The following is a 19,805-nucleotide window of genomic DNA, read 5'->3' on the forward strand; positions in this document are numbered from 1 at the left end:
TATGAAGCGTATTGCATTCATCGGTCTTGGAAACATGGGTGGTCCTATGGCCGCCAATCTGGTGAAGGCCGGCCATGCGGTTGTCGGCTTCGATCTTTCCGCAGCGTCCTTGAAGGCAACTGCCGACGCAGGCGTCGACCCGGCGGCATCGCTTGCCGAAGCGGTAAGTGATGCTGAATACGTCATCACCATGCTGCCCAAGGGCCAGCATGTAGTTTCGGTCTGGACTGAGCTCACGGCGCTCGTGGCGGAAGGCACGCTTTTGATTGATTGCTCGACGGTGGATGTGGATAGCGCTCGCCAGGCTCACGGTCTTGCCCGCGCCATGAATTGCCCTTCAATCGACGCTCCGGTCTCGGGCGGAACGACGGGGGCCACTGCCGGTACGCTCACCTTCATGGTCGGCGGCTCGGACGAAGCCTTTGCCTCGGGACTGCCTATCCTCGAAGCCATGGGCAGGAAGGTCGTCCATTGTGGCGGCGATGGCGCGGGACAGGCGGCCAAGATCTGCAACAACATGATCCTCGGCATATCGATGATCGGTGTCAGTGAAGCCTTCGTGCTGGCGGAAAAGCTTGGCCTTTCGCATCAGTCCCTGTTCGACGTGGCCTCGACGTCATCCGGCCAATGCTGGTCACTGACCACCTATTGCCCGGTGCCGGGACCCGTGCCCTCATCGCCCGCCAATGCCGATTATCGTCCCGGTTTTGCCGCTGCCCTGATGTTGAAAGATCTTGCCTTGGCACAGGACGCGGCATCGCTGGCCGGAGCACAGACACCACTGGGAGCCCACGCTGCCAACCTTTATGCCGCATTCGAAGCTGCAGGTCATGGCGGCGAGGATTTTTCAGCCATCATACGGATGCTGAGAACCTAACGCAGCAGGGATTTGCGGTGTCCCACCGCTGCGAATTTCGGTCGAGTCAAAGAAGACCGTGACGAGACGATATGGTGTCCACGGTCTGTGAATCGGCACGTCTTGCGCTCTAAAAACCCCTAAAATGTCACGGGTTTGTCATCGGTAACCGGAATAGTCGGCCATCCTCGCGCTTGATTTGCGCTCACCCACCCTAAAGGATGGAGGCTCCTTCCCATGCGTATCGATGCAAACGCCCGCACACAGGACAACAATCCGGTCGGTTCTGAGGTCGGCAACCTGTTTGAGACCGTTCTTCGGGTCGCCCAGAAGCGGGAAGATCAGGACAAGCCCGGTTACCGTATGGCCAGCGATAATGAGGTTTGGCCACCGGTGCGCGACACCGAGATCGTCGATGTGCCGGAGGAGGCCAGGACCAAGGACGGTGCTAACGGCGAAAACGTGATTGCGTTCAAGGCGGATAGCGAAACAGTCGTCGTTAAGCGTGACGTCAACCCGCGTCTGTTTGACTATATCGAGGGCATCAAGGGCATGGCCGGTGCCGAAATGAACACGATGCAACAGCGTGATGAGCGTATCCTGCGCAATGACGAGACGGTGCCGTTGCGGGACCTCAAGGATATCACCGCATGGATGGTGGATGGCAGGGTTCTGACCTACACGGCCAAGGACAAGGATGGCAAAGGTATTGCCATCAGCAAGGAGTTGACGCCTGATTTCTTCGACAAGGTCGACGCGCTACAGAAGGGCAATGACAAAGGTTTTGTACTGAAGACGGATGGTGCACTGATCGCTCCAGAAGATCTGGCCAAGGCTGAAATCTTGCCGCCGGACGAAAGGAACGGCTTTGTCGGCCTCACCGTGAATGGCGAAAAGCTCCATGTCTCGGAAGAGGTGACGCCCGAAGTCTACGATCAGGTGACCACCTACCAGAAAAGCCAGGCCGATATCAAAGCGTCGGAAGAGGATGGTTACAAGCTGGCGGGACCGACCGATTACCCGGACGACAAGGATATCGTGCGCTGGGGCATGGCCGACGAGTTCGACAACGGTATCATCCGCTTCGAGACGAAGAATGGCGACAAGTTCGTTGTTTCCGAACTCACCAACAAGCCGCTTTATGATCGCATCGTCGAAAAGGCGGAGGGTACGCAGTCCGGTGATATCGATTCCATCCGCAAGGATTTCGGCATCCCGTCCCCATCCAAACTCAGCGTTTTCGAGCAGAAGACCGATGTCGATGTGGATGAGAAAGATGCCAGCAAGGGTAAGCTGACAGTTTCCGAACTGGCCACCAAAAGCCTGATCGAGGATTATCGCAAGGGCGTCGAGGACGGCTCGATCGCCAAGGATGACCCTCGCGCAAAACTGGTGCGCGCGCTTGAGGCGAAGAGCGCTTTCGAAAATGGTCGCGGCATTACCGGTTATGAGGAAACGCAAGGCCTGTTCGGCGGCACCTGGCGTGAAAGCAACGATAAGCAGACGCAGCTGACCGGCGACGACATGCAGGACATCATTGATGGCCATGCTCTCGATACGTGCCTGGAGGAATTGTTCTCCGATCCGACTATTTCCAAAGACTATAGCGCTAAGATGGAAGACGCGATCGGCAAGATCGATCGCGAAGGTCTCGAGAAAAAGCTGGAAGACCTCGTGTTCGGCAAGGACTCCAAGTACATGGAGTATATCGCCGAATTGAAGGAACAGGGGCTGACCCACGCCGCCCAGGCCGATATCGCCCAGGTTGTGCAGAGCCTTTCGGCACTTGACCCCGAAAAGGGAAAGCAGGCTGCCGCGCAGTTGCAAACTGACGCGCTGACGATGGATCTCAACAATCTTGTCGCCAATCCGGATACGATTTCCGAGGTCAACAAGACACAGGCGACCAAGGACCTGTTCGGCCTACTGAAGGCGATTTTCAAGCAGGAAAGCTTCGATGTCCCGCGGCGGACGATCGAGACCATCGAAAAGTTTGTCGAAGGCTTCATCAACGGCAATGTCGATGAGAAGGCGGTTATGAAGGCCGTCAATGGAGCCGCGCAGGAAGCCGCCGCCAATGGTGGCCATATCCCGAAGGAATCGCTCGACAAATACAAGGCCTTCATCCCGCTGAAGGATCAGGAAGGTTTTGTCGGCTTCATGGGCAAGATCAACAGCATGGGCCTGCTGGGTTCACTCGGCGGGGGCGTGTCGCTGATCTCTGGCATCTACCAGCTGGCGGGTCGCGGCGGCGCGCTCGCCGATACGCCAATCGAACGTCTGGCTGTGGCCAAGGATTTCATCAGCTTCGTGGGCGCGACATCGCATTTCGCGACGCTCGGCGACTCGATCACCAAGGCTCTGGGCGGAGAAGGCAAGATGGCCGATGTGCTCGGCCTCAAACAGTCCGTACCGGAAATCTGGGGCGACAAGGGGCTGAACGGTCAGGCATTGCAGGATAGCGTACCAAAGAACAGCTATGTTCTCCCGGAAATCGAGCTGCTGGATTTTGACAGGTTCACCACCGATGCGACCCGCGAGATCAATCAGGCGGCCGATCGCATCGCCACGGGCAAGGGCGTCAACGGCAGCAAGTTCATCGAGAATTTCGATCCCGATGTGGTCGATGGCGTGCAGACCACGATCGAGACCCAGGCCAAGGCAGCGGGCTTGAGCAATCTCGACAATCTCAAGAATATCGGCAGGACCGTGACCCGTGTTCTTGGGCCGGTCGCGGACACCTTTGGCGGCATTGCCGATATCGTTCTTGGCGCCTTCACCATCAAGGATGCGGTTGCGAGCGGCAGCGATCTCGGCAAGGCCGCCGGCAGCCTGCAGGTCATCGGCGGCGCAGCGGGCCTTGCCGCAGGCGGGATCGGTATAGCTGGCGCCTTCGGCATCGGTGGCGCCGTATTGGGGGCCGCCGCTGCACCGCTGTTCCTCGTCGGGGTGGCGCTTTTGGGTATCGGCGGCATTGTCGGCTATTTCCTCGACCACGAAAAGAAGCAGAAGGCGACCGATGCCGAAGGTCAGTGGTACAAGGATCTCGCCGACGATGGTCTTCTCCGGGGCGATTGGGGCGACAAGGTCGAATACGCCCGCTATTCCTCCTATCGCTACGGCGAACGCGACGCCCCGGAGGGCGAGAGCATCTACGATTTCCAGAAGGACGAATGGGAGCACTTCAAGGAAACGCCGCAGGATGACGGGTCCTCCAGCAACCGTCTGGATGAAGAGCTCCATGTCGACAAGGAAATGGCCGGTTACCAGCGCGCGTTTTACGACGAGAACCGTGACGTCATCGAAACGATCCGCTCCAAATGGGACGACTGGAATGGTTCCGACAGCATCGTCAGTGACAAGGATCTGCGCAAATACGCGGCTGATGAAGGCCGCAGCAAGGAAGATCGCGACGCGGCGCAATTCCTGCTCGACAACAAGGGGTTCTTCGATCTCCTCGACATCAGCGCCCATGACAACGGCAAGGACGGCAAGATCAGCAATAACGATCTGAAAGCCTGGCTTGATAAAGTCGGGGCCTGATTTCTGGTGAAAATTACCTTTGCAGGCTCGCTCGCACATTCGCGGGCGCGTCTTTTCCGCCTTTTGAAGTGGCTCGTGATGCGTGCCTAATAAGTGACGCGGTGTCACATGCACTACACACACCACCGTTTAACCTTAACACAATCCTTCATCGAACCGGACTTTAGACGTTACAGCGACAGGAGAGGCGTGACCTATGGCAAAAGTTAACTCGGCAACCAGCACCAATCCAGGCTCGGGAGATCCCGAATCCGTTAAAGCTTGGGAACAGGCCGAAAAAGACGCCAAGGATGTCGGCATTCGTTGGGAAAAGCCTGCCGATGACAAGCGCAGTGCCGAAGAAATCATGAAATACACGCCGATCGACGACGTGGCCGATACAAAGATCCAGACCGCCGACGGTAAAAAGAAAACCGTCGAGGAAGTGCTCAAGGAGAAGGTCGGTGATTACGAGACCGACGAGGACGCGGCATATCGAGCCGCTCAGGTCCTAGAGCATATCGAGAAATTTGATGAAAACGGCAATCGTATTGCCAGCAACAATATCGATAACGGCGAGATCGACGGCTTTACCAGCAGCGATGACGCCAAGAATGGCACTGAGGCGGGCCGCCTGCAGGATTTCGGCAAGTTCGGCTTCACCAATCTGAAGGGCAAGCTCAATGATGTGACCTCGAAGCTCGATGATCCGGAGGCCCGCAAGAAAGCCGAGGACCTCGGCATCGAATGGGAGCGGCCAAAGGGTGATGATCGTTCGGCACAGGACATCATTGACGGTGACCGCCTGCTCAAGGAGCTGGGCAATCAGAGCGGCGTCAAGGACATGCTCAAGGAACAGGTCGGCGATTTCGAAAAGGATGCCGATGCTGCCTACCGTGCATCGCAGGTTCTCGATCACATCGAGAAACTGGACGGAGGGGGCAAGCGGCTTGTCGGCGGTGACGTTGGCGACGGCAAGATCAACGGCTTCACCAGGGATAATGAAGCGCGCGCCAATACCGAGGCCGGCCGTCTTCAGGATTTCGGCAAGAACGGTTTCGCCAGCCTCAATGGCAAGCTGGACGACTACAAGAATGCCGGCAGCGACAAGGATGAGCGTAAAAGGGCGGAAGAAGAGCTGGGCATCAAATGGGAACGTCCCGAAGATGACAAGCGTACCGCCAAGGACATCATCGACGGTGATCCCCTCTTCAAGCAACTAGGCGATCACAGTGGTATCCGCGATCTGATGAAGGAGCGGGTAGGCGACTTCGACAAGGACGCCGATGCCGCCTACCGCGCCGAACAGATTCTTCGCCATGTGGAACTGTTCGACAGCAACGGCAAGGAACTTTCCGGCGGCGATGTCGGCAATGGCGAGATCAACGGTTTCAGCAAGGATCGCGAAGCCTATAACGGCACCGAAGCCGGCCGCCTTCAGGATTTTGCCAAGGACGGCTTCTCCTCCCTCAAGGGTAATCTCGGCGACATCGCTCCCATCAAGGGCAAGGCGGAAGATACCCAGAGCTACAAGGACTACATCAAGGCCAATCCCGATGCCGACGAAGCCTCGAAACAGATCGCCAAATACGGGGCTATTCTCGAGGAAAACTACGACACGATTCGTGAAAAGGCAGGCGGCAGCGATCGCCTGGATGCCGGTGCGATCAAGCGATACATGGATACGACCAAAGGGTTGAGCGACGAAACCAAGGAAGCCTTGAGCTTCTGGTCGCAGCCCGGCGCCATCCTGTCTGTCGATACGGCGAAGAACGAGCTCAAATACAAGCCCGATGGCAAGGTCAGCAAGGACGACCTGAGCACCTGGATGGATAAGCAGGCGCCGAAGGATGCCGGATCACTCATCTCCTTTCTGTCAGGCGTGATCAGCGGAAATGCGGTCGGTGATGTCGATGTTAGTAAGCTGGACAAGGAAGTCTTCAAGGCAGACAGCAAGAGCTCCACGCAGGAGAAGGCCGCCGCGCTGCAGGAATTGCTTCAGGCTCAGCAATTGGTCAGTGCCGGCGCCGGCGCCGGTATGTGGAGCAGCGACTACGGCAAGGTCGCCATCGGAACAAACCCTGATCCCAAGGAAGTTCTCAAGGATATCAATGAGAAGATCAGTATTCTGGAAAGCGATCCAGCCGTTGTCGAATATATGAAGACCAATACCGCCAGCAGGACGGCGGAATTGTTCGAAAACAACAAGGGTCTGAAGGACGTCGTCCAGAAAACCTATGATGATGAAGTGAAATCCGGAAAACTTCTGGACGACTTGTGGAAGACCAATACCAAGGACGGAAAGACCGATCAATTCACGGCACTCGCCGATTTCTACTCCTCGGCGAGCATCTACCAGGATGTTCTCGGCATCAAGGATGGCTCTGCCGAAATTCGCGAGACAGTCGGCAAGTCCGATCATGCCCAGGCGTTCAAGGACTATTACAAGGATTCTCTTGCCTCGGGTAAGCGGCTTGAAGAGTTGATGAAGGATAACCCTTTCGAGGAAGCGCTCAGCACGTTCAGCTCGGAAGTCGCTGTCTACGGCGCTGCGCTCGATTCGGAATTCACCAAGACTTTCGAAAAGGATATCGAAGGCAATTTCAATCGGATCGCGAATGAAAACACATTCAAAGACGGTAGCTTCGACGATCTGAAAAAGGTTTTCGGGAAAAACGGATCAGACGATCTGGACAACGAGAAGCTGGAAAAAATCGTCACCGACTTCGTCAACCAGAATCCCGAATTGGTGGTCAATGGACAGGAAAAAAAGCAGGCCATTGATGCAATCCTGACCGGGATCCGCGGCAGCTGGGACGTCATGCGCCAAGGGACCAAGGCGCTGGCGGATATGCCCGAAGCATGGATGAACGCGGCGACCAAAAAGGGACTGATCAACCCCGATCTGAAGGTTCTTTCAGATAAAGGTGTCATGCACGGCGTCAGCGGTATCTTCCTCGCAGGTGTCACCATCGCCAGGGGTGCACAGAACAGCGGCCAGCTCACCGACAAGAACATCGTCGATATCGTCACAGGATCCGTTCAGACCGTCACGGTTCTGACGGAGGGCGGCATCAAGGGCTACAAGGATCATGTCACGAATAGCGTCGTCAGTGATTCCAAGCTTGCAAATCCTGCGACCGAGGCCGGACGTAACCTTAAGGTCAAGCTCGATGACGTGCGGGAAAAACATCTGGATGAACTGCTGCAATACGACGCGAAACAATACAGCAGAGAGACTATCGCAGATGCAAAGCTGGAGAACCCGCAGACCGAAGAAGGCAAAAAGCTGAAGGCGGACAGAGAGGCGACCATAGCGGATGCCAAGTCCGACAATCCGAAGACAGAACTTGGCAAACAGCTCAAGGTGAGAAGAGCGCAGTATCTGGAAGACGCCAAACTTGATGACCCGGCGAGTGACCTTGGCAAGAAGCTGAAGGACGATCTGAAGTCGACACAAAAGACGTTTTTCGACGATGCCTTCAAAAAGCACGGCAAGCTTGAAAACGCAGCCAAGATAACAGGCGGACTGGCTGGTATCGTCGCCGGGGCTTACGGCATTTTTGATGGCAAGAAGGCCTGGGACAGAGGTGACCACGTGACCGGAGGTCTCAATATCACGGCAGGCTCGCTGGGGATTGCAGCCGGGGTTGCCGCGGCTGGGGAAGGTGCCGCGGCGCTTGCCGGTCAGACGGCAGCAAGGGCTGTCATGGCCGCGCTTTCAGGAGGTCTGGGACTTCTCGCCGCCGGTTTCGGAACGATCGCCATGTTCCTCCCCGGCCTGATCGAGGAAGGCAAGATGCAGGCAAGGCAGGATGATTTTGCTTCGCTGCTCGATCAGTATCTCGGCAAATACGAAATCGATGGCGTGCCCTATGGCGACCCTGGCGATCTGCCAGAGGACGTGTGGGGTAAAACAAGCGAAGGCATGTCCTGATCCCGTCGCTGAAGCCGGGTTTGCAAAGCCCGGCTTCATATCGCTCCAGAGCGGAGCCGGTCGCATTGACTGCGGCGCGACAAGGACGAACGTCACCGGCGACGCAAGTCGTTTGACGCCGAAACAGAAAAAGGGGGCAGTTGCCCCCTTCTTCATGTCGATGGATTTGGATCTCTAGCTTGTCGGTACTGCAAGCTGCGGAATGCCGAGCGTTCCCAGTGCCACTTCGATCTGTGTCACCGAACTCGGGGAGGCATCGCCGCCTTCGACATAAAAACGTTCGCCGAGGAAGGTCTTGTAAGGTGTCACGACCTCGCGATCGTAAAATGTGCTGCTGGTATATTCGTAATCGTCTGGTGCCGTGATCGCCAATTGGGCTTCGTTGCCACCGAAATCATCGATCGTGTGATGCAGGTTGTCGCGCAGGGTTGTCAGCTGGTCGGCTGACATGGCGTTGACCCATTCCGCAAATGCGTTGCGATGATCGTCGTTGTCGAGATCGAAACCCTTCTTTTCGGCATATTCGAGAAGCAACGGAACCGGGCTGTGGCCACCGCCGCTCTGGTCGATAAGGATCGCGGAGGCTTCCTCATCCAGCGCGGAATGATTGAGGAAGCGCTTTGAAGCTTCGGTCTCGTATTTGCTCTTGTCCTGAACGTCGGCGATGACCATCGTGGCGCCGACGCCGAGGATCGTGACCCCGACACCGACCACGCCGAACATCGATCCCGCGCCGATTGCGGCAGTGGCACCGCCGACAGCCGTGACCGCATGGGCTGCGCCCATCCACGGATTGTCGTCCATGAAGGCCTGAACAGAATTCACCCCGTCGAAAACCGCGCCGACCACGCCGATGGCCTTGGTGCCGAGCTTGACGCTGCTGTCGAAGTTTTTGACGACGAAGGAGTCCGGATCCATCATGCCGAGACCGCTGCGGATTTCCACGGAGCGCTGCCACATGCCGACGGAATCGAAGGTCGCCTTAAGGATGTTTTCGACATTCGGCTGGGTGCCCGCCGTCTGCACCGAATTGAACAGGCCGGTCGCGGCGGCCGTGGCGCCGATCGTGCGCAGCAGCTGGCCGGGGATCGTCTTGTTGGAGAATGCCCGGATGCCGTCCTTCTTGTGGCCGGCAAGACCCTGCAGGTCCTTGTCCAGCTTCTCCATCTTGGTCTTGATTTCCGCCTCGCCGTCGGTGGCGGATGGTAGTGACCGCTCGATCGCGTCGATCGCCTTGTTCATGTCCTTTTCGGTCACGCCCAACAGCTTGGCGATCTTGCCGTCGCGGAATGTTGCAAGGCCGGCCTGAACCTCCTTGAGGCTCGCCTCGTCGCCCGGCTTGAAGTTCGCCAGTTTCGGCAGAACGTCGCGTTGCACTACCTGCGTGGTGATTTCATCGACCAGCTTTCTGCCGCGATCGGTCAGGCGTGCCTGCTGGCTGGCAAAGTCCAGAACACCCGGCTTGTCGATGACCGAGGGGTCGTTTCGGATAGCGGCCTGTATGGCAAGGTAGGAACGATCGTCGTTGAGGATTGCCTCGATTTCCTTGTCCACCACCGCGCGCTGTTCGGCCGGCTGATCGGGGACTTCGTTGAGCTGGGAAATCTGGTCAAGCAGCGTATTGCCATGCGCGGTGACATCAGCCTCATATTTCTTTTCGTTGTCGATCCAAGTCGGATCCTCGATGTTTTTCTGTGCCTTGTAGTCGGCGATTGCGGCCTGCATTTCTTCCGGGGTCATGGTCTCCCCGAAATTCTGGGTCATCCAGCGCAGTTCCTCCATATGGGCCGCATAGGTGCTGACGGCGCTGTTGGTTTCCGCCTGTGTCTGGCGGACGCCCGGCAGGATGTCGCGCTCGAGAAGCGTCGTGTCCGTGCCGTTACGCTCCGACAGTTCCAGCGGATATTGCAGGCTGCCACCCTCGCCGATCGAACGCGTCAGCTCGTTCGGGGCGTAAAAACCCATGTCGGCGAAACGGTCGATGGCGGCGTCGCCAACCGGGGTGCCCTCGATACGATCCGCGACCTTGAGAAGGGATCCGACACCGCCATATCCCAGCATCGGGCTGCCGGTGCTTTCCATATGCAGCGCGTTGGCGCGCTCCAGCTCCGGCATGGCGGCCGAAACCAGGGCTGCCGCCAGTTCCGGCGGCATCGCTTCGGTCTTGTCTGCCTCTCCGGTCGGGAGATCGCCCGTCATGGCGTCGAGGCGCAGGAATGTCTCGTAGGGCTTGCTCTGCATGTGAACGGCCGGATCGTAATCGCCGAGCGGCTGCGTTGCGTAATCCGCCATCGAGCGGATGAAATCACCGCCGTAACCCGCGCCGAGCAGCGCCTGTTTCAGTTCGGGGTCGGCATTGGCATAGGTCTCGGCAAAGGCGCGGAACTGCAGCTCGCCATCCTCGCTTGTCGCCTTGGCGCGATCAACGGCGGAGCGCACCTGTCCTTCCAGCTCCGGGCCATTATGGCCGGAGCTCTTCAAGGTGATGCCGGAGGCGGAAGCTGCCTGCTCGATGGCCACCTGTGCCGGGCCGGCATCCCTCCAGTCGCGGTCAAACAGGTTCTGCAGCGCATCGGTGCGGTCCTTTTCGGGCAACGTCTCGAGGAAGGTCCCGATGTCACCGGCAAGCGTGGTGATTTCGCGGCTCTGGTCGATGGAAACCGAAGGATCGGCATATTCCAGCGCATTGCCGCGATCACGCAGCTCGCTTGCAAAAGCCTCGACCGGACCCGTTTCCAGCCCGGATTCGGTGACGGCCTTTTCGACAGCGATACCGGCCGGACCAGCATCCACCCAATCCGTCTGGCTGAGGCGCAGGGCGGCATCCTGACGGGTTTCCGGAGGCAGGGCGGCGAGGTAATCGGCCACATCCTGCTTCATGGCATCGATCTCGGTTGCCGTATCGATACCTTCGACGGGGTCGGCATATTCGACCCGATTGCCACGCTCGTGGAGGGAGGAGATGAGGTCATCCTCGCCGACCGGCTTGCCATCGGCATCGAGTGCCGTTTCTGCGACGATTTCCGGCTCGGGTGCGGGCAGAATGATGATGTCGCCGGGATGGAGAAGATCGCCGTTGTGGTTTTCCGGATCAGCGTTGATCTCCATCGCATCCGCCGGATCGGCATGGTTTTCACGGGCGATGTTTTCGAGTGTGTCGCCGGTTTCGACCACAAAGATGCGATCGCCGATTTCAGCCTGATCCTTGCCGCCGTCGCGTTCACGCCCTTCGCGCTCGCGTGTCACAAGCGCGATATCACGGCGAAAGGCTTCGCCCTGCGCATCCGGGATCGGCGAGGATGCCTCTCCGGTTTCGTTGAAACGATTGCGGGCATTCACATCGATCCGGTAGGCCATGGCGTTCTCTCGAGCTTTTGAAAGGGAAAGGCGTCGACATTGGTCTGGATGGTGAAGCTAGCGCCAAACGCGCGGGATATGCGTTACAGTTTCATGAAAGTTTCGGGGTGATTTCTGGGCGGTATCGAAAGCGCTCAATAGCGTGTTGCGGTTGCCCTGACAGGAGCGCAGAGTCCGCCCTTGGCGATCTTCGGTTTTCAAAAAGCTCCCGGTGTCGTTTCCGGGTCATGTGGCCGGGGCACGTCCTGTGCCTCCTAATTAAATTTTATAATGGCGCACGACGTGCCCCGTTTCGGCGGTTTTTGCCCGCGACTTCGGTTCCTCTGCGAAAGCCATCCCCGGTGTTTCCACCGAGTGGCGATCATGTGTGCCGCACAGGCACGCCCGGCGCGCTCTTTCGGGCTTCAGAGATGCTGCAAGGTTTGACGCTCACAACACCTCCCCCGTGTCGCCGGAGGGGAACCAGTTTCCGCGAACCCCGATGCTGGAGACTTACGTCGTTTCTCCAACACCAGCGCCGGCTCCAACTCGCCGGGACGCCTCCCGGTGTATCCACGATGGAACACGTGAAGTATCGCACGTTTCGAAAATGCATGGATGAACTCGGAGTCAAGATATTGATATCGTTGAATCGACCCCGCAGAACGTCCACGTTGGTCATACCAATTTCGGCGTTTCAGAAGGTGACGAGCACGTTGCTCGCAGGCCGGCAAGCTTGTCTATTGCTGACCGCTTTCTCGCAACGAAGCGCCTAAAACACCCGCACTCTCGCGCCAATTCCGACGCGGCTGTAGAGGTCGATCACATCCGTATTGGTCATGCGAAAGCATCCGGAAGACGCGGCTGTGCCGACCGTTTCCGGCTCGTTGGAGCCGTGGATACGATAGAGCGTATCGCCCAGATAAAGCGCACGTGCGCCAAGCGGATTGTCGGGGCCGCCCACCATGTGGCGGGGCAGGTCCGGGCGGCGGGCGAGCATGTCGGCGGGCGGACGCCAGTCGGGCCATTCGCGTTTGGCGCTGATGCGCTCGCTGCCGTGCCAGCCATAGCCTTCCTTGCCGACACCGACCTGATAGCTCTGGGCAAAACCGTTGCTCTCGATGAGATAAAGACGGCGGGCTGCGGTATCTATCAGGATCGTGCCGGCGGCTTCATTGCTCTGATAGGCAATGCGCTGGCGTGTGCTGCGATCGGCATTTTCGCGACGATGCGCCGGTGGGCCGGATGGCGCTGATGCGCCCGGGCGCGTCGGCGAAAACAGGAAATCGATATAACCTTCATCGAAGGCGGGGCGGGGGCCGGATTGGGCAAAGGCGGGTGCCGCGACCAGCATCAGCGAAGCCGTCAGTGTGAGGAAGCGGTTGGAATATGGATGCGGCATCGGCTGTCGTCCTCACTGTAACAATCAGATCAGCTTGGCGGCGACCAGAAGGTCGGCGACACGCTGGAACATTTTTTCCGGCACCGGCTCGCCGGTTCGGGCGGATTTGGCAATGGCATCGGCGAGAGCCGTTTCGCGGATCACCGGGATATCGGTCAGAAGCGCCTCGGTGATCATCGTGCGTGACTGGCTGGGGCTGGCGCGGGCGACGATCATCGGCACCGGCGTTTCGCCACGCACATAACGGATGCCGACCGTCCAGCCATCCGGTGAGCCGACCAGCAGCGAGGCGTTCATCAGGCCTGTCTTGGTGGCATAGGCCTGCATTTCGCGACGTTCCTTGCGGCGCTGCTGCAGGATGGCGGGGTCACCTTCCGCATCGCGGCGTTCGCGTTTCTGCTCGCTCTTGGTCATTTTCAGATCGCGTTGAAACAGCCAGTGCTGCACGAGAACGTCGATCAGGCCGACGACGATGAAGGCAATGATGGCGGTGATGATCAGCGGCTGCAGCAGGGCGCGGAACGTGTTGGTGATGCAGGGGCCGCCGCAGGTGGAGGACAGCATAAGCGCCTGCAGACCCATGCGGAAGACGATGACGAAGGCGGTGGCGAGAACAGCGACCTTGAACAGTGCCTTGAAGAACTCGACGACACTGCGCATCGAAAAGATGCGTTTGGCGCCGGAGACCGGATTGATGTGCTCAAAATTCGGCGTGATCGGCGTGACCGAGAACACAAAACCACGCATGACGACCAGATTGGTGAGAACGATCGCGGCCACCGTGACGGCCAGAAGCGGTACGGCCAGATTGATCATGATGTTGCCGGCCAGCGCCAGAACCACCGGCCACAATTCGGCGAATGGATCTGTGTGAACGCGCCGCGCGATGAGATCCAGCAGTGCCTCGATTTTCGCCCGCTCGGTGGTGAGCGAAAAGGCGAGATAGGTGATCGAGGCAAGCAGCATCACGCCCGCCACAAGATCCTGGCTTTTCGACACCTGGCCTTTTTCGCGGGCGTCGCGAATCTTCTTGTCTGACGCCGGTTGGCTTTTTTCCTCGCTGGTATCGCCGCTCATGAAATGCTCCGTTTCGAAACATTCTGACGGCTTGGGCGCAGAAAAGTCACCCCTTGTCGGTTGTCAGTCGGTGCCGCAGCGGCTAGAAAAACGCCGGACCTAACGGACGGGATGACATGCGGAATCACTCTTTGAACGCCCTGGTTCTTTGCGGGCTTATGCTTGCCGGCTGTACCACCACCACCGAGACGGTGGAGACCGGCCCCACCAATGAGGAAGCCCGTCTCATCAAGCTGGCGCAGGATATCGAACGGCGTGGCGACAAGACCACGGCGGCTTCTCTCTACGAGCGTGCAGCCCAGTCTTCCGAGGACAAGGTGGGTGCTTATACGCGGCTTGGCGATGCGCAGATCGCCGCCGGTGATCCCGATCAGGCAATCGTTTCCTTCCGCAAGGCGCTCGATGTTTCGCCCAATGATGGCAAGGCTCTTCTCGGCCTCGGTACTGCGCAATTGCAGGCGACGCAGGTCGAAAGTGCGGCCCGCACGCTGGCGGTCGCGGCCCCTCTGGTCAAAAGCTCGTCGGCCTATAACCGACTCGGCACGGCTCTGATCCTGTCGGGTGACGGGCAGGGCGCTGAAAACGCTTTTTCGCAGGCCCGCAACATCGATCCCGGCAATCTCGATACGCAATCCAATCTCGGTCTGGCGCAGGCGATTGCCGGCCGCAATGATGCGGCGGTTTCGACGTTGCGCACCGTCACGCAGTCGCCGCGCGCAGAGGCACGGCATTTCCGCAATCTCATGCTGGCGCTGACGCTCGGCCAGAAGGACAAGGATGCGGCGGCCGTTTCCGTGCCGGATTATCCAGAAGCCGAAAAGCGCACGTTCCTGGCAGAAGCCCGCAAGGTTCGCACGATAAAAGAACCGGCGGCGCGGGCCCGCGCCATCGGTCTTCTGGCGTCCAGCTAAGGCTGGACTGCGACGCATCAGTTCATTGATCCCGTGGTGCTGACATCGCGCTGGTCCTCCGGCGTCTGCTCCGGTTTTACACCATCGATGCTGTTGCGGGCGGCGCGCACGATCGGTGCTGCCATGGCAGGTCCCGTCTTGCGGCCCTGGACGAGATCGCTCTGGCGCTCCACCATCAATTGCAGGTTCATGTTGTTGGCGCAGCCCGGCGGCAGATACATCGGGTCTTCGGTGACGTCAGGTGTCACGCAGGCATCCGGCACGAGACGACCGCTTGCCTGTTTTTCATAACCCTTGCTGACGGCACCAGACCCTTGCGCATAATGATAGTTGGGCGAATAGGGCAGGGGATCGCGTTCCTTGCTGTTCTGGCAACCCGAGAGGGCGAGAACTGCAAGTGCGAGGGCAAGGCGTGGTCCGGTGATGCAGGTCTCAATCGACATAGAAGCCGAACCCCTTGTTGATTTTCGTGCGTTTGGTGGCGACCGGGCCGGAGAGTGCACCGTTCGGGCTGTCGAGCGGGGTTTTCATACTGCGAGCTTCGACCGGCTCCACCAGATAGGGCGTGATCAGGATCACCAGTTCGGTCTCGTTGCGCTGGTAACGTTTTGATTTGAACAGGTCGCCGAGGATCGGCATGTCGCCCAGCATCGGCACCTTCTCGATGTCCTGCGAGGCGCTGCGCTGGAAGAGACCTGCAATCGCAAAGGTCTGGCCGCTGCCGACTTCCACTGTGGTATCGGCGCGCCGCACCTGTAGTCCCGGCACCTGCAGATTGGCGATGTTGACCATGCCGCTGGCCGAGAGGCTCGATACTTCCGGGCGTACCCGCATGTTGATCCGGCCATTAGGCAGCAGTGCCGGCGTGAAGAGCAGCGAGACGCCGTATTGCTTGTATTCGATGCCGATCTGCTGGTTGCCGACCGGTACCGGCACCGGAATTTCGCCGCCCGCGAGGAAGCTGGCGGTTTCGCCGGTGACGGCTGTGATATTGGGTTCGGCGAGAACCGTGAGGATACCGTTCGCCTGCAGGGCTTCCAGCAGGGCGTCGACACGGCCGCCGCTCCATGCGGCGCCGGTGCTCAGCGCATTGGATGCACCGCTTGCCGCATCGCGGGCGAGACTGCCGCCGGAGACGAAACCGAAGGAAAAATTGCCGGCGCTGACAAAGGCGTCCCAGGTGACACCGTAGCGGAGCAGCTGGTTGCGGGACACTTCAGCGAAACGAACGCGGATATTGACTTGGTTGGAGCCGGACACGGTGGTGTTGTTGACCGGCGGCTGGTTTTCCGGCGCATGGGCTTCCATTGCGCTTTGCGTGTCCATCGCCTCCTGCATCGTGTTGGCATGGCCCTTGGCGAAAGGCTGTTCGCCGAAAAGCGAGATCTTGATCGTGCTGTTGGGCTGTACGGCGCGCTGCGCCTCCTGCACGGGGCGCGAATCCGGCATGACCCAGAAATCGACGGAGCCGCGTGTCTGCTCATCGGGGCTGAGAGCGATCAGGTTGGTGCGGCCTGTCTTCAGCGCAAACACGTAGACGACGCCGGGGGAAACGACGCGAACATCGGCGATCTTGGCATCGGCCATGAAGACGGATTCGACCGGCTGATCGAAACGCAGGATGCGGCCTTGGCCGAGCGGCAGGGCGACGGCTTCGCCGGCCTTGGCATCGATGCTGAAGGATTCTGCTTGGGCTTGCGGGGCAAGCAGACAGACGGCGAGGAGGAGCAGAAGGAAATATCGTCCCTTTGCCAGGATGGTCGATTTTGTCATTCTCGCGGTCGTCTCCCCATGCGTCGTGCCGGACCAGGCCAGACACGATTCGCGCGGCAGCCCAGTTGAGGGCTACACGCGCGGTTTATGGTTAACCAAAAGTTAGCGCGGGCTTTTCCTGCGCGGTTTCGGCCTCGTTAGTCTCTGATTTCGTTGATCGATTTCGGATTTGTGAATTTATTGTGACGGACATCAGCGACTGCACGGAATATTCCGGCGCGATCTCCTGATAGGAGATGACCGGCAGTTCGATATCGTTGCGAATGAGGTAGTTGCGCATGACGCGGCGGATATCGAGCGAGGTCAGGAGCACTGATGTCTGCTGGTCGCCGCCATCGGAAAGCGCCTGGCGCAGTTGCGACAGCATGGCGCGCGATGCGTCTTCCGGCAGAGCCAGCATCTTGCCGACACCGGTGCTCTTGATGGCGTTGCGGATCGCATCTTCCGCAGCGCGTGACAGCACATAGGCGGAAAGAACGCGGTTGAGCTGAGCATGGCGATGGCAGATCTGGCGGGCAAGCGCGATGCGCACCCGCTCGGTGAGAAGCAGCGCATCGGTTTCGCGGCCGCCCCATTCGACCAGCGCTTCAAGGATGGCGCGCAGATTGCCGATCGGCACATCCTCTTCCACCAGCCGGCGCAGGATATCGGAGAGCTTGTTGAGCGGCACGACGCGCGTCGCTTCTTTCACCAGTTCCCCATATTCGCCTTCCATCAGGGTCAGCAGCTCGCGGGTTTCCTGAATGCCGATGAAATGTGCCGCATACCGTCGCAGCGAATGCGACAGGCTTTTGGCGAGCGTCGCGGCGGGATCGTGAAAACCGATGCCGGCTTCGGACAATGAGTCCGCTTCAGCGGCGCCAATCCAGATGGCGCGCTGTCCCGCCACGTGGGCTGGACCATTGTGGCGCGGTACCTGCAACAGATCGAGATGCATGGGGTCGTCGTTCAGCAGCAGCGTATTGTGTGGGATTTCGCCCTCGACGATCGGCACGCCTTCAAGATCGATACGAAAACGATCCGGCAAAAGTGACGGGTCGGGACGCATCTCGACGGCCGGCATGTCCAGCCCGAGATCGGCTTTCAGCATGTCGCGGACATGGTCGGCTTCAAGGCGAAAACGCTCGGGCCATACGGCCTCGCCGATATGCGCGCCGACATGGGCGACGACACGGTGGCGGGTCGAGCCGCTGGAGATGACCGTGTGCTCGATGACCGGGCCATCCTCGACCTCGATCATATCCGGTTCCGGCTGCTGAACCGGTGGCTGCGCGGCTTTGGGGCGACGGCGGCCGATCGTGAAGGCAAAGCCACCGAATAAGGCGGCAAGTGCCAGAAAAATCAGCGTCGGAAAGCCGGGAACGAAGGCCGCTCCGAGAAGGATGACGGCGGCGAGCCACAGCGCCTTGTCGCTTGATCCGAGTTGGCGGAAAATTTCGGTGCCGAGGTCGGCTTCGGTTTCGGAGGCGACGCGGGTAACCACGGTGCCGGCGGCAATCGAGATCAGCAGCGCCGGGATCTGGGCGATCAGGCCATCGCCGACCGTCAGCAGCGAATAGGTGTGGGATGCGTCGGAAAAACTCATGCCGCGGCTGAGCATGCCGATCAGCAGCCCGCCGATCAGGTTGACGAACACGATGATGATGCCGGTGATGGCGTCACCCTTCACGAATTTCATGGCGCCGTCCATGGCGCCGTAAAGCTGGCTTTCCCGCTCCAGCCGGCCGCGACGGCTGCGGGCTTCGGTCTGGTCGATGTCGCCATTGCGCAGGTCGTTGTCGATCGACATCTGCTTGCCGGGCATGGCATCGAGCGTGAAGCGGGCGGCGACTTCGGCCACACGTTCTGCACCCTTGGTGATAACGATGAACTGGGCGGCGGTGATGATCAGGAAGACGACGAGGCCGACCACGACTTCGCCGCCGATGACGAATTTGCCGAAGGTTGCGACGATATCACCGGCATCCGCATGCAGAAGGATGAGGCGTGTGGTGGTGATCGACAGGGCGAGACGGAAGAGCGTGGCGATCAGGATGATGGGCGGCAGCGAGGAAAAATCGCCAGGTCGGCCGATATAGAAGGCGACGACGAGGACCAGAAGGCTGAGTGCCATGTTGACGGCGATCAGCATGTCCACAGCCAAGGTCGGTAGCGGAATGACCATCATGATGACAGCCAGCATCATGAAGCTCGCGACGATGACATCGGAGCGATAGGACGCCATGCGCGCAAAACGGTTGAGCGTGCCGAGAATGCCAGTCATTGCGGCCCCCGCAAGTGCAGATAGTCACGAAAGCAGCGATAGGCCTGCGGTTTGTCGTCCAGCACCCAGAAGGCACGCGCACGAAGAAGATGCGAAGACGGATCACCGTCGATTTCCATCAGCCTGTCCAATGCGCCGAGTGCACGCTCACCGGCGCCGTTTTCGATCAGGGCGGCTGCGAGGCTGCGCAGGATGCCGGGATCTTCCGGCTCGATGCGGTTGGCGATCAGTAGGAACACGAGGCCGCGGCCCTTCTGGCCGCTGCGCATGTAGATGTAACCGAGCGCATGCATCAGTTCAGCGGAATCGGCATCGGTGCGGTTCATTCCGGACCGCCTTCCTCATCGATCCGTGCCTGCAATTCGCGGCGGCGGTCGATCTCTTCCTCCAGCATCGCCTTGGCGATGGAGGTGACGTCTTCGTTGGCGTCGAGATTGGGCAGGATGGCGGTGATGACGTGGTCGAGCAGGTTCATGCTCCGCTCATTGCCGAAGATGCCGGAATCGGTGATCTCCGGCATGGTCAGCTGGTCGATCTCGCCGCGCAGCGACGCGCCATGCGCAAGGCTGCCGCGACGGCGCACACGCACGGCGTTCTCGAACGCCTCGATCTGCGCGCGGCTGACCGGATCGGCGCGCTTGGCCGCCTCGGTGAGCGCCCGATCGAGCCGTTGCCGATCGATGGTGACAGGCCGCAATGGTTCGTTCATTGCCACCCTCCTGAACGTC

Annotated in this window: 12 protein-coding genes; 4 read left to right on the top strand and 8 right to left on the bottom strand. The window is 59.4% G+C overall.

The window, feature by feature from the left end:
* Position 1 precedes the first annotated feature (1 nt).
* The 3 genes from mmsB to GAO09_RS24875 all read left to right on the top strand — a co-directional run bounded on the left by mmsB (position 2) and on the right by GAO09_RS24875 (position 8,315).
* Positions 2–877, top strand: coding sequence for a 3-hydroxyisobutyrate dehydrogenase (gene mmsB / locus GAO09_RS24865; protein WP_153358836.1), 876 nt, complete (start codon positions 2–4; stop codon positions 875–877).
* 216 nt (positions 878–1,093) lie between these two features.
* Positions 1,094–4,399, top strand: a complete 3,306-nt coding sequence (locus GAO09_RS24870) for a hypothetical protein (RefSeq protein WP_153358838.1) — start codon at positions 1,094–1,096, stop codon at positions 4,397–4,399.
* 196 nt (positions 4,400–4,595) lie between these two features.
* A complete protein-coding gene (locus tag GAO09_RS24875; RefSeq protein WP_153358840.1) occupies positions 4,596–8,315 on the top strand; it encodes a type III effector HrpK domain-containing protein in 3,720 nt (1,239 codons plus the stop codon).
* Positions 8,316–8,489: 174 nt separating this feature from the next.
* Here GAO09_RS24875 and GAO09_RS24880 read toward each other — a convergent pair whose 3' ends face one another.
* The 3 genes from GAO09_RS24880 to GAO09_RS24890 all read right to left on the bottom strand — a co-directional run bounded on the left by GAO09_RS24880 (position 8,490) and on the right by GAO09_RS24890 (position 14,130).
* Complete coding sequence (locus GAO09_RS24880; RefSeq protein ID WP_153358842.1) at positions 8,490–11,672, bottom strand: LysM peptidoglycan-binding domain-containing protein; 3,183 nt, start codon at positions 11,670–11,672, stop codon at positions 8,490–8,492.
* A gap of 751 nt (positions 11,673–12,423) precedes the next feature.
* A complete protein-coding gene (locus tag GAO09_RS24885) occupies positions 12,424–13,053 on the bottom strand; it encodes a L,D-transpeptidase (RefSeq protein WP_235938457.1) in 630 nt (209 codons plus the stop codon).
* 24 nt (positions 13,054–13,077) lie between these two features.
* Positions 13,078–14,130, bottom strand: a complete 1,053-nt coding sequence (locus tag GAO09_RS24890) for an EscU/YscU/HrcU family type III secretion system export apparatus switch protein (protein WP_153358844.1) — start codon at positions 14,128–14,130, stop codon at positions 13,078–13,080.
* Positions 14,131–14,261: 131 nt separating this feature from the next.
* Here GAO09_RS24890 and GAO09_RS24895 point away from each other — a divergent pair, with 131 nt between their 5' ends.
* On the top strand, positions 14,262–15,041 hold the full coding sequence (locus GAO09_RS24895) for a tetratricopeptide repeat protein (protein WP_209018834.1): 780 nt from the start codon (positions 14,262–14,264) through the stop codon (positions 15,039–15,041).
* Between the two features lie 17 nt (positions 15,042–15,058).
* On the opposite strand, the gene GAO09_RS24900 is transcribed toward GAO09_RS24895, so the two are convergent.
* From GAO09_RS24900 to GAO09_RS24920, 5 genes are all read right to left on the bottom strand, one after another.
* The gene (locus GAO09_RS24900) at positions 15,059–15,484 is read right to left on the bottom strand and encodes a hypothetical protein (RefSeq protein WP_209018835.1); all 426 of its coding nucleotides are present in this window, start codon (positions 15,482–15,484) and stop codon (positions 15,059–15,061) included.
* Complete coding sequence (locus GAO09_RS24905) at positions 15,474–16,814, bottom strand: type II and III secretion system protein family protein (protein WP_153358849.1); 1,341 nt, start codon at positions 16,812–16,814, stop codon at positions 15,474–15,476. The genes GAO09_RS24900 and GAO09_RS24905 overlap by 11 nt, the downstream gene beginning before the upstream one ends.
* Positions 16,815–16,905: 91 nt before the next feature.
* A complete protein-coding gene (gene sctV, locus GAO09_RS24910) occupies positions 16,906–19,077 on the bottom strand; it encodes a type III secretion system export apparatus subunit SctV (protein ID WP_153358852.1) in 2,172 nt (723 codons plus the stop codon).
* The gene (locus GAO09_RS24915; RefSeq protein WP_153358855.1) at positions 19,074–19,403 is read right to left on the bottom strand and encodes a tetratricopeptide repeat protein; all 330 of its coding nucleotides are present in this window, start codon (positions 19,401–19,403) and stop codon (positions 19,074–19,076) included. Before GAO09_RS24915 ends, sctV begins: the two co-directional genes overlap by 4 nt.
* Positions 19,400–19,786 carry a hypothetical protein gene (locus GAO09_RS24920; RefSeq protein WP_153358857.1) on the bottom strand — a complete coding sequence of 129 codons (387 nt, stop codon included), beginning with the start codon at positions 19,784–19,786 and terminating at the stop codon, positions 19,400–19,402. Before GAO09_RS24920 ends, GAO09_RS24915 begins: the two co-directional genes overlap by 4 nt.
* Between the last annotated feature and the right edge of the window lie 19 nt (positions 19,787–19,805).

Origin of the sequence: Endobacterium cereale, assembly GCF_009617585.1 — a bacterium.
Lineage (GTDB): Bacteria > Pseudomonadota > Alphaproteobacteria > Rhizobiales > Rhizobiaceae > Neorhizobium > Neorhizobium cereale.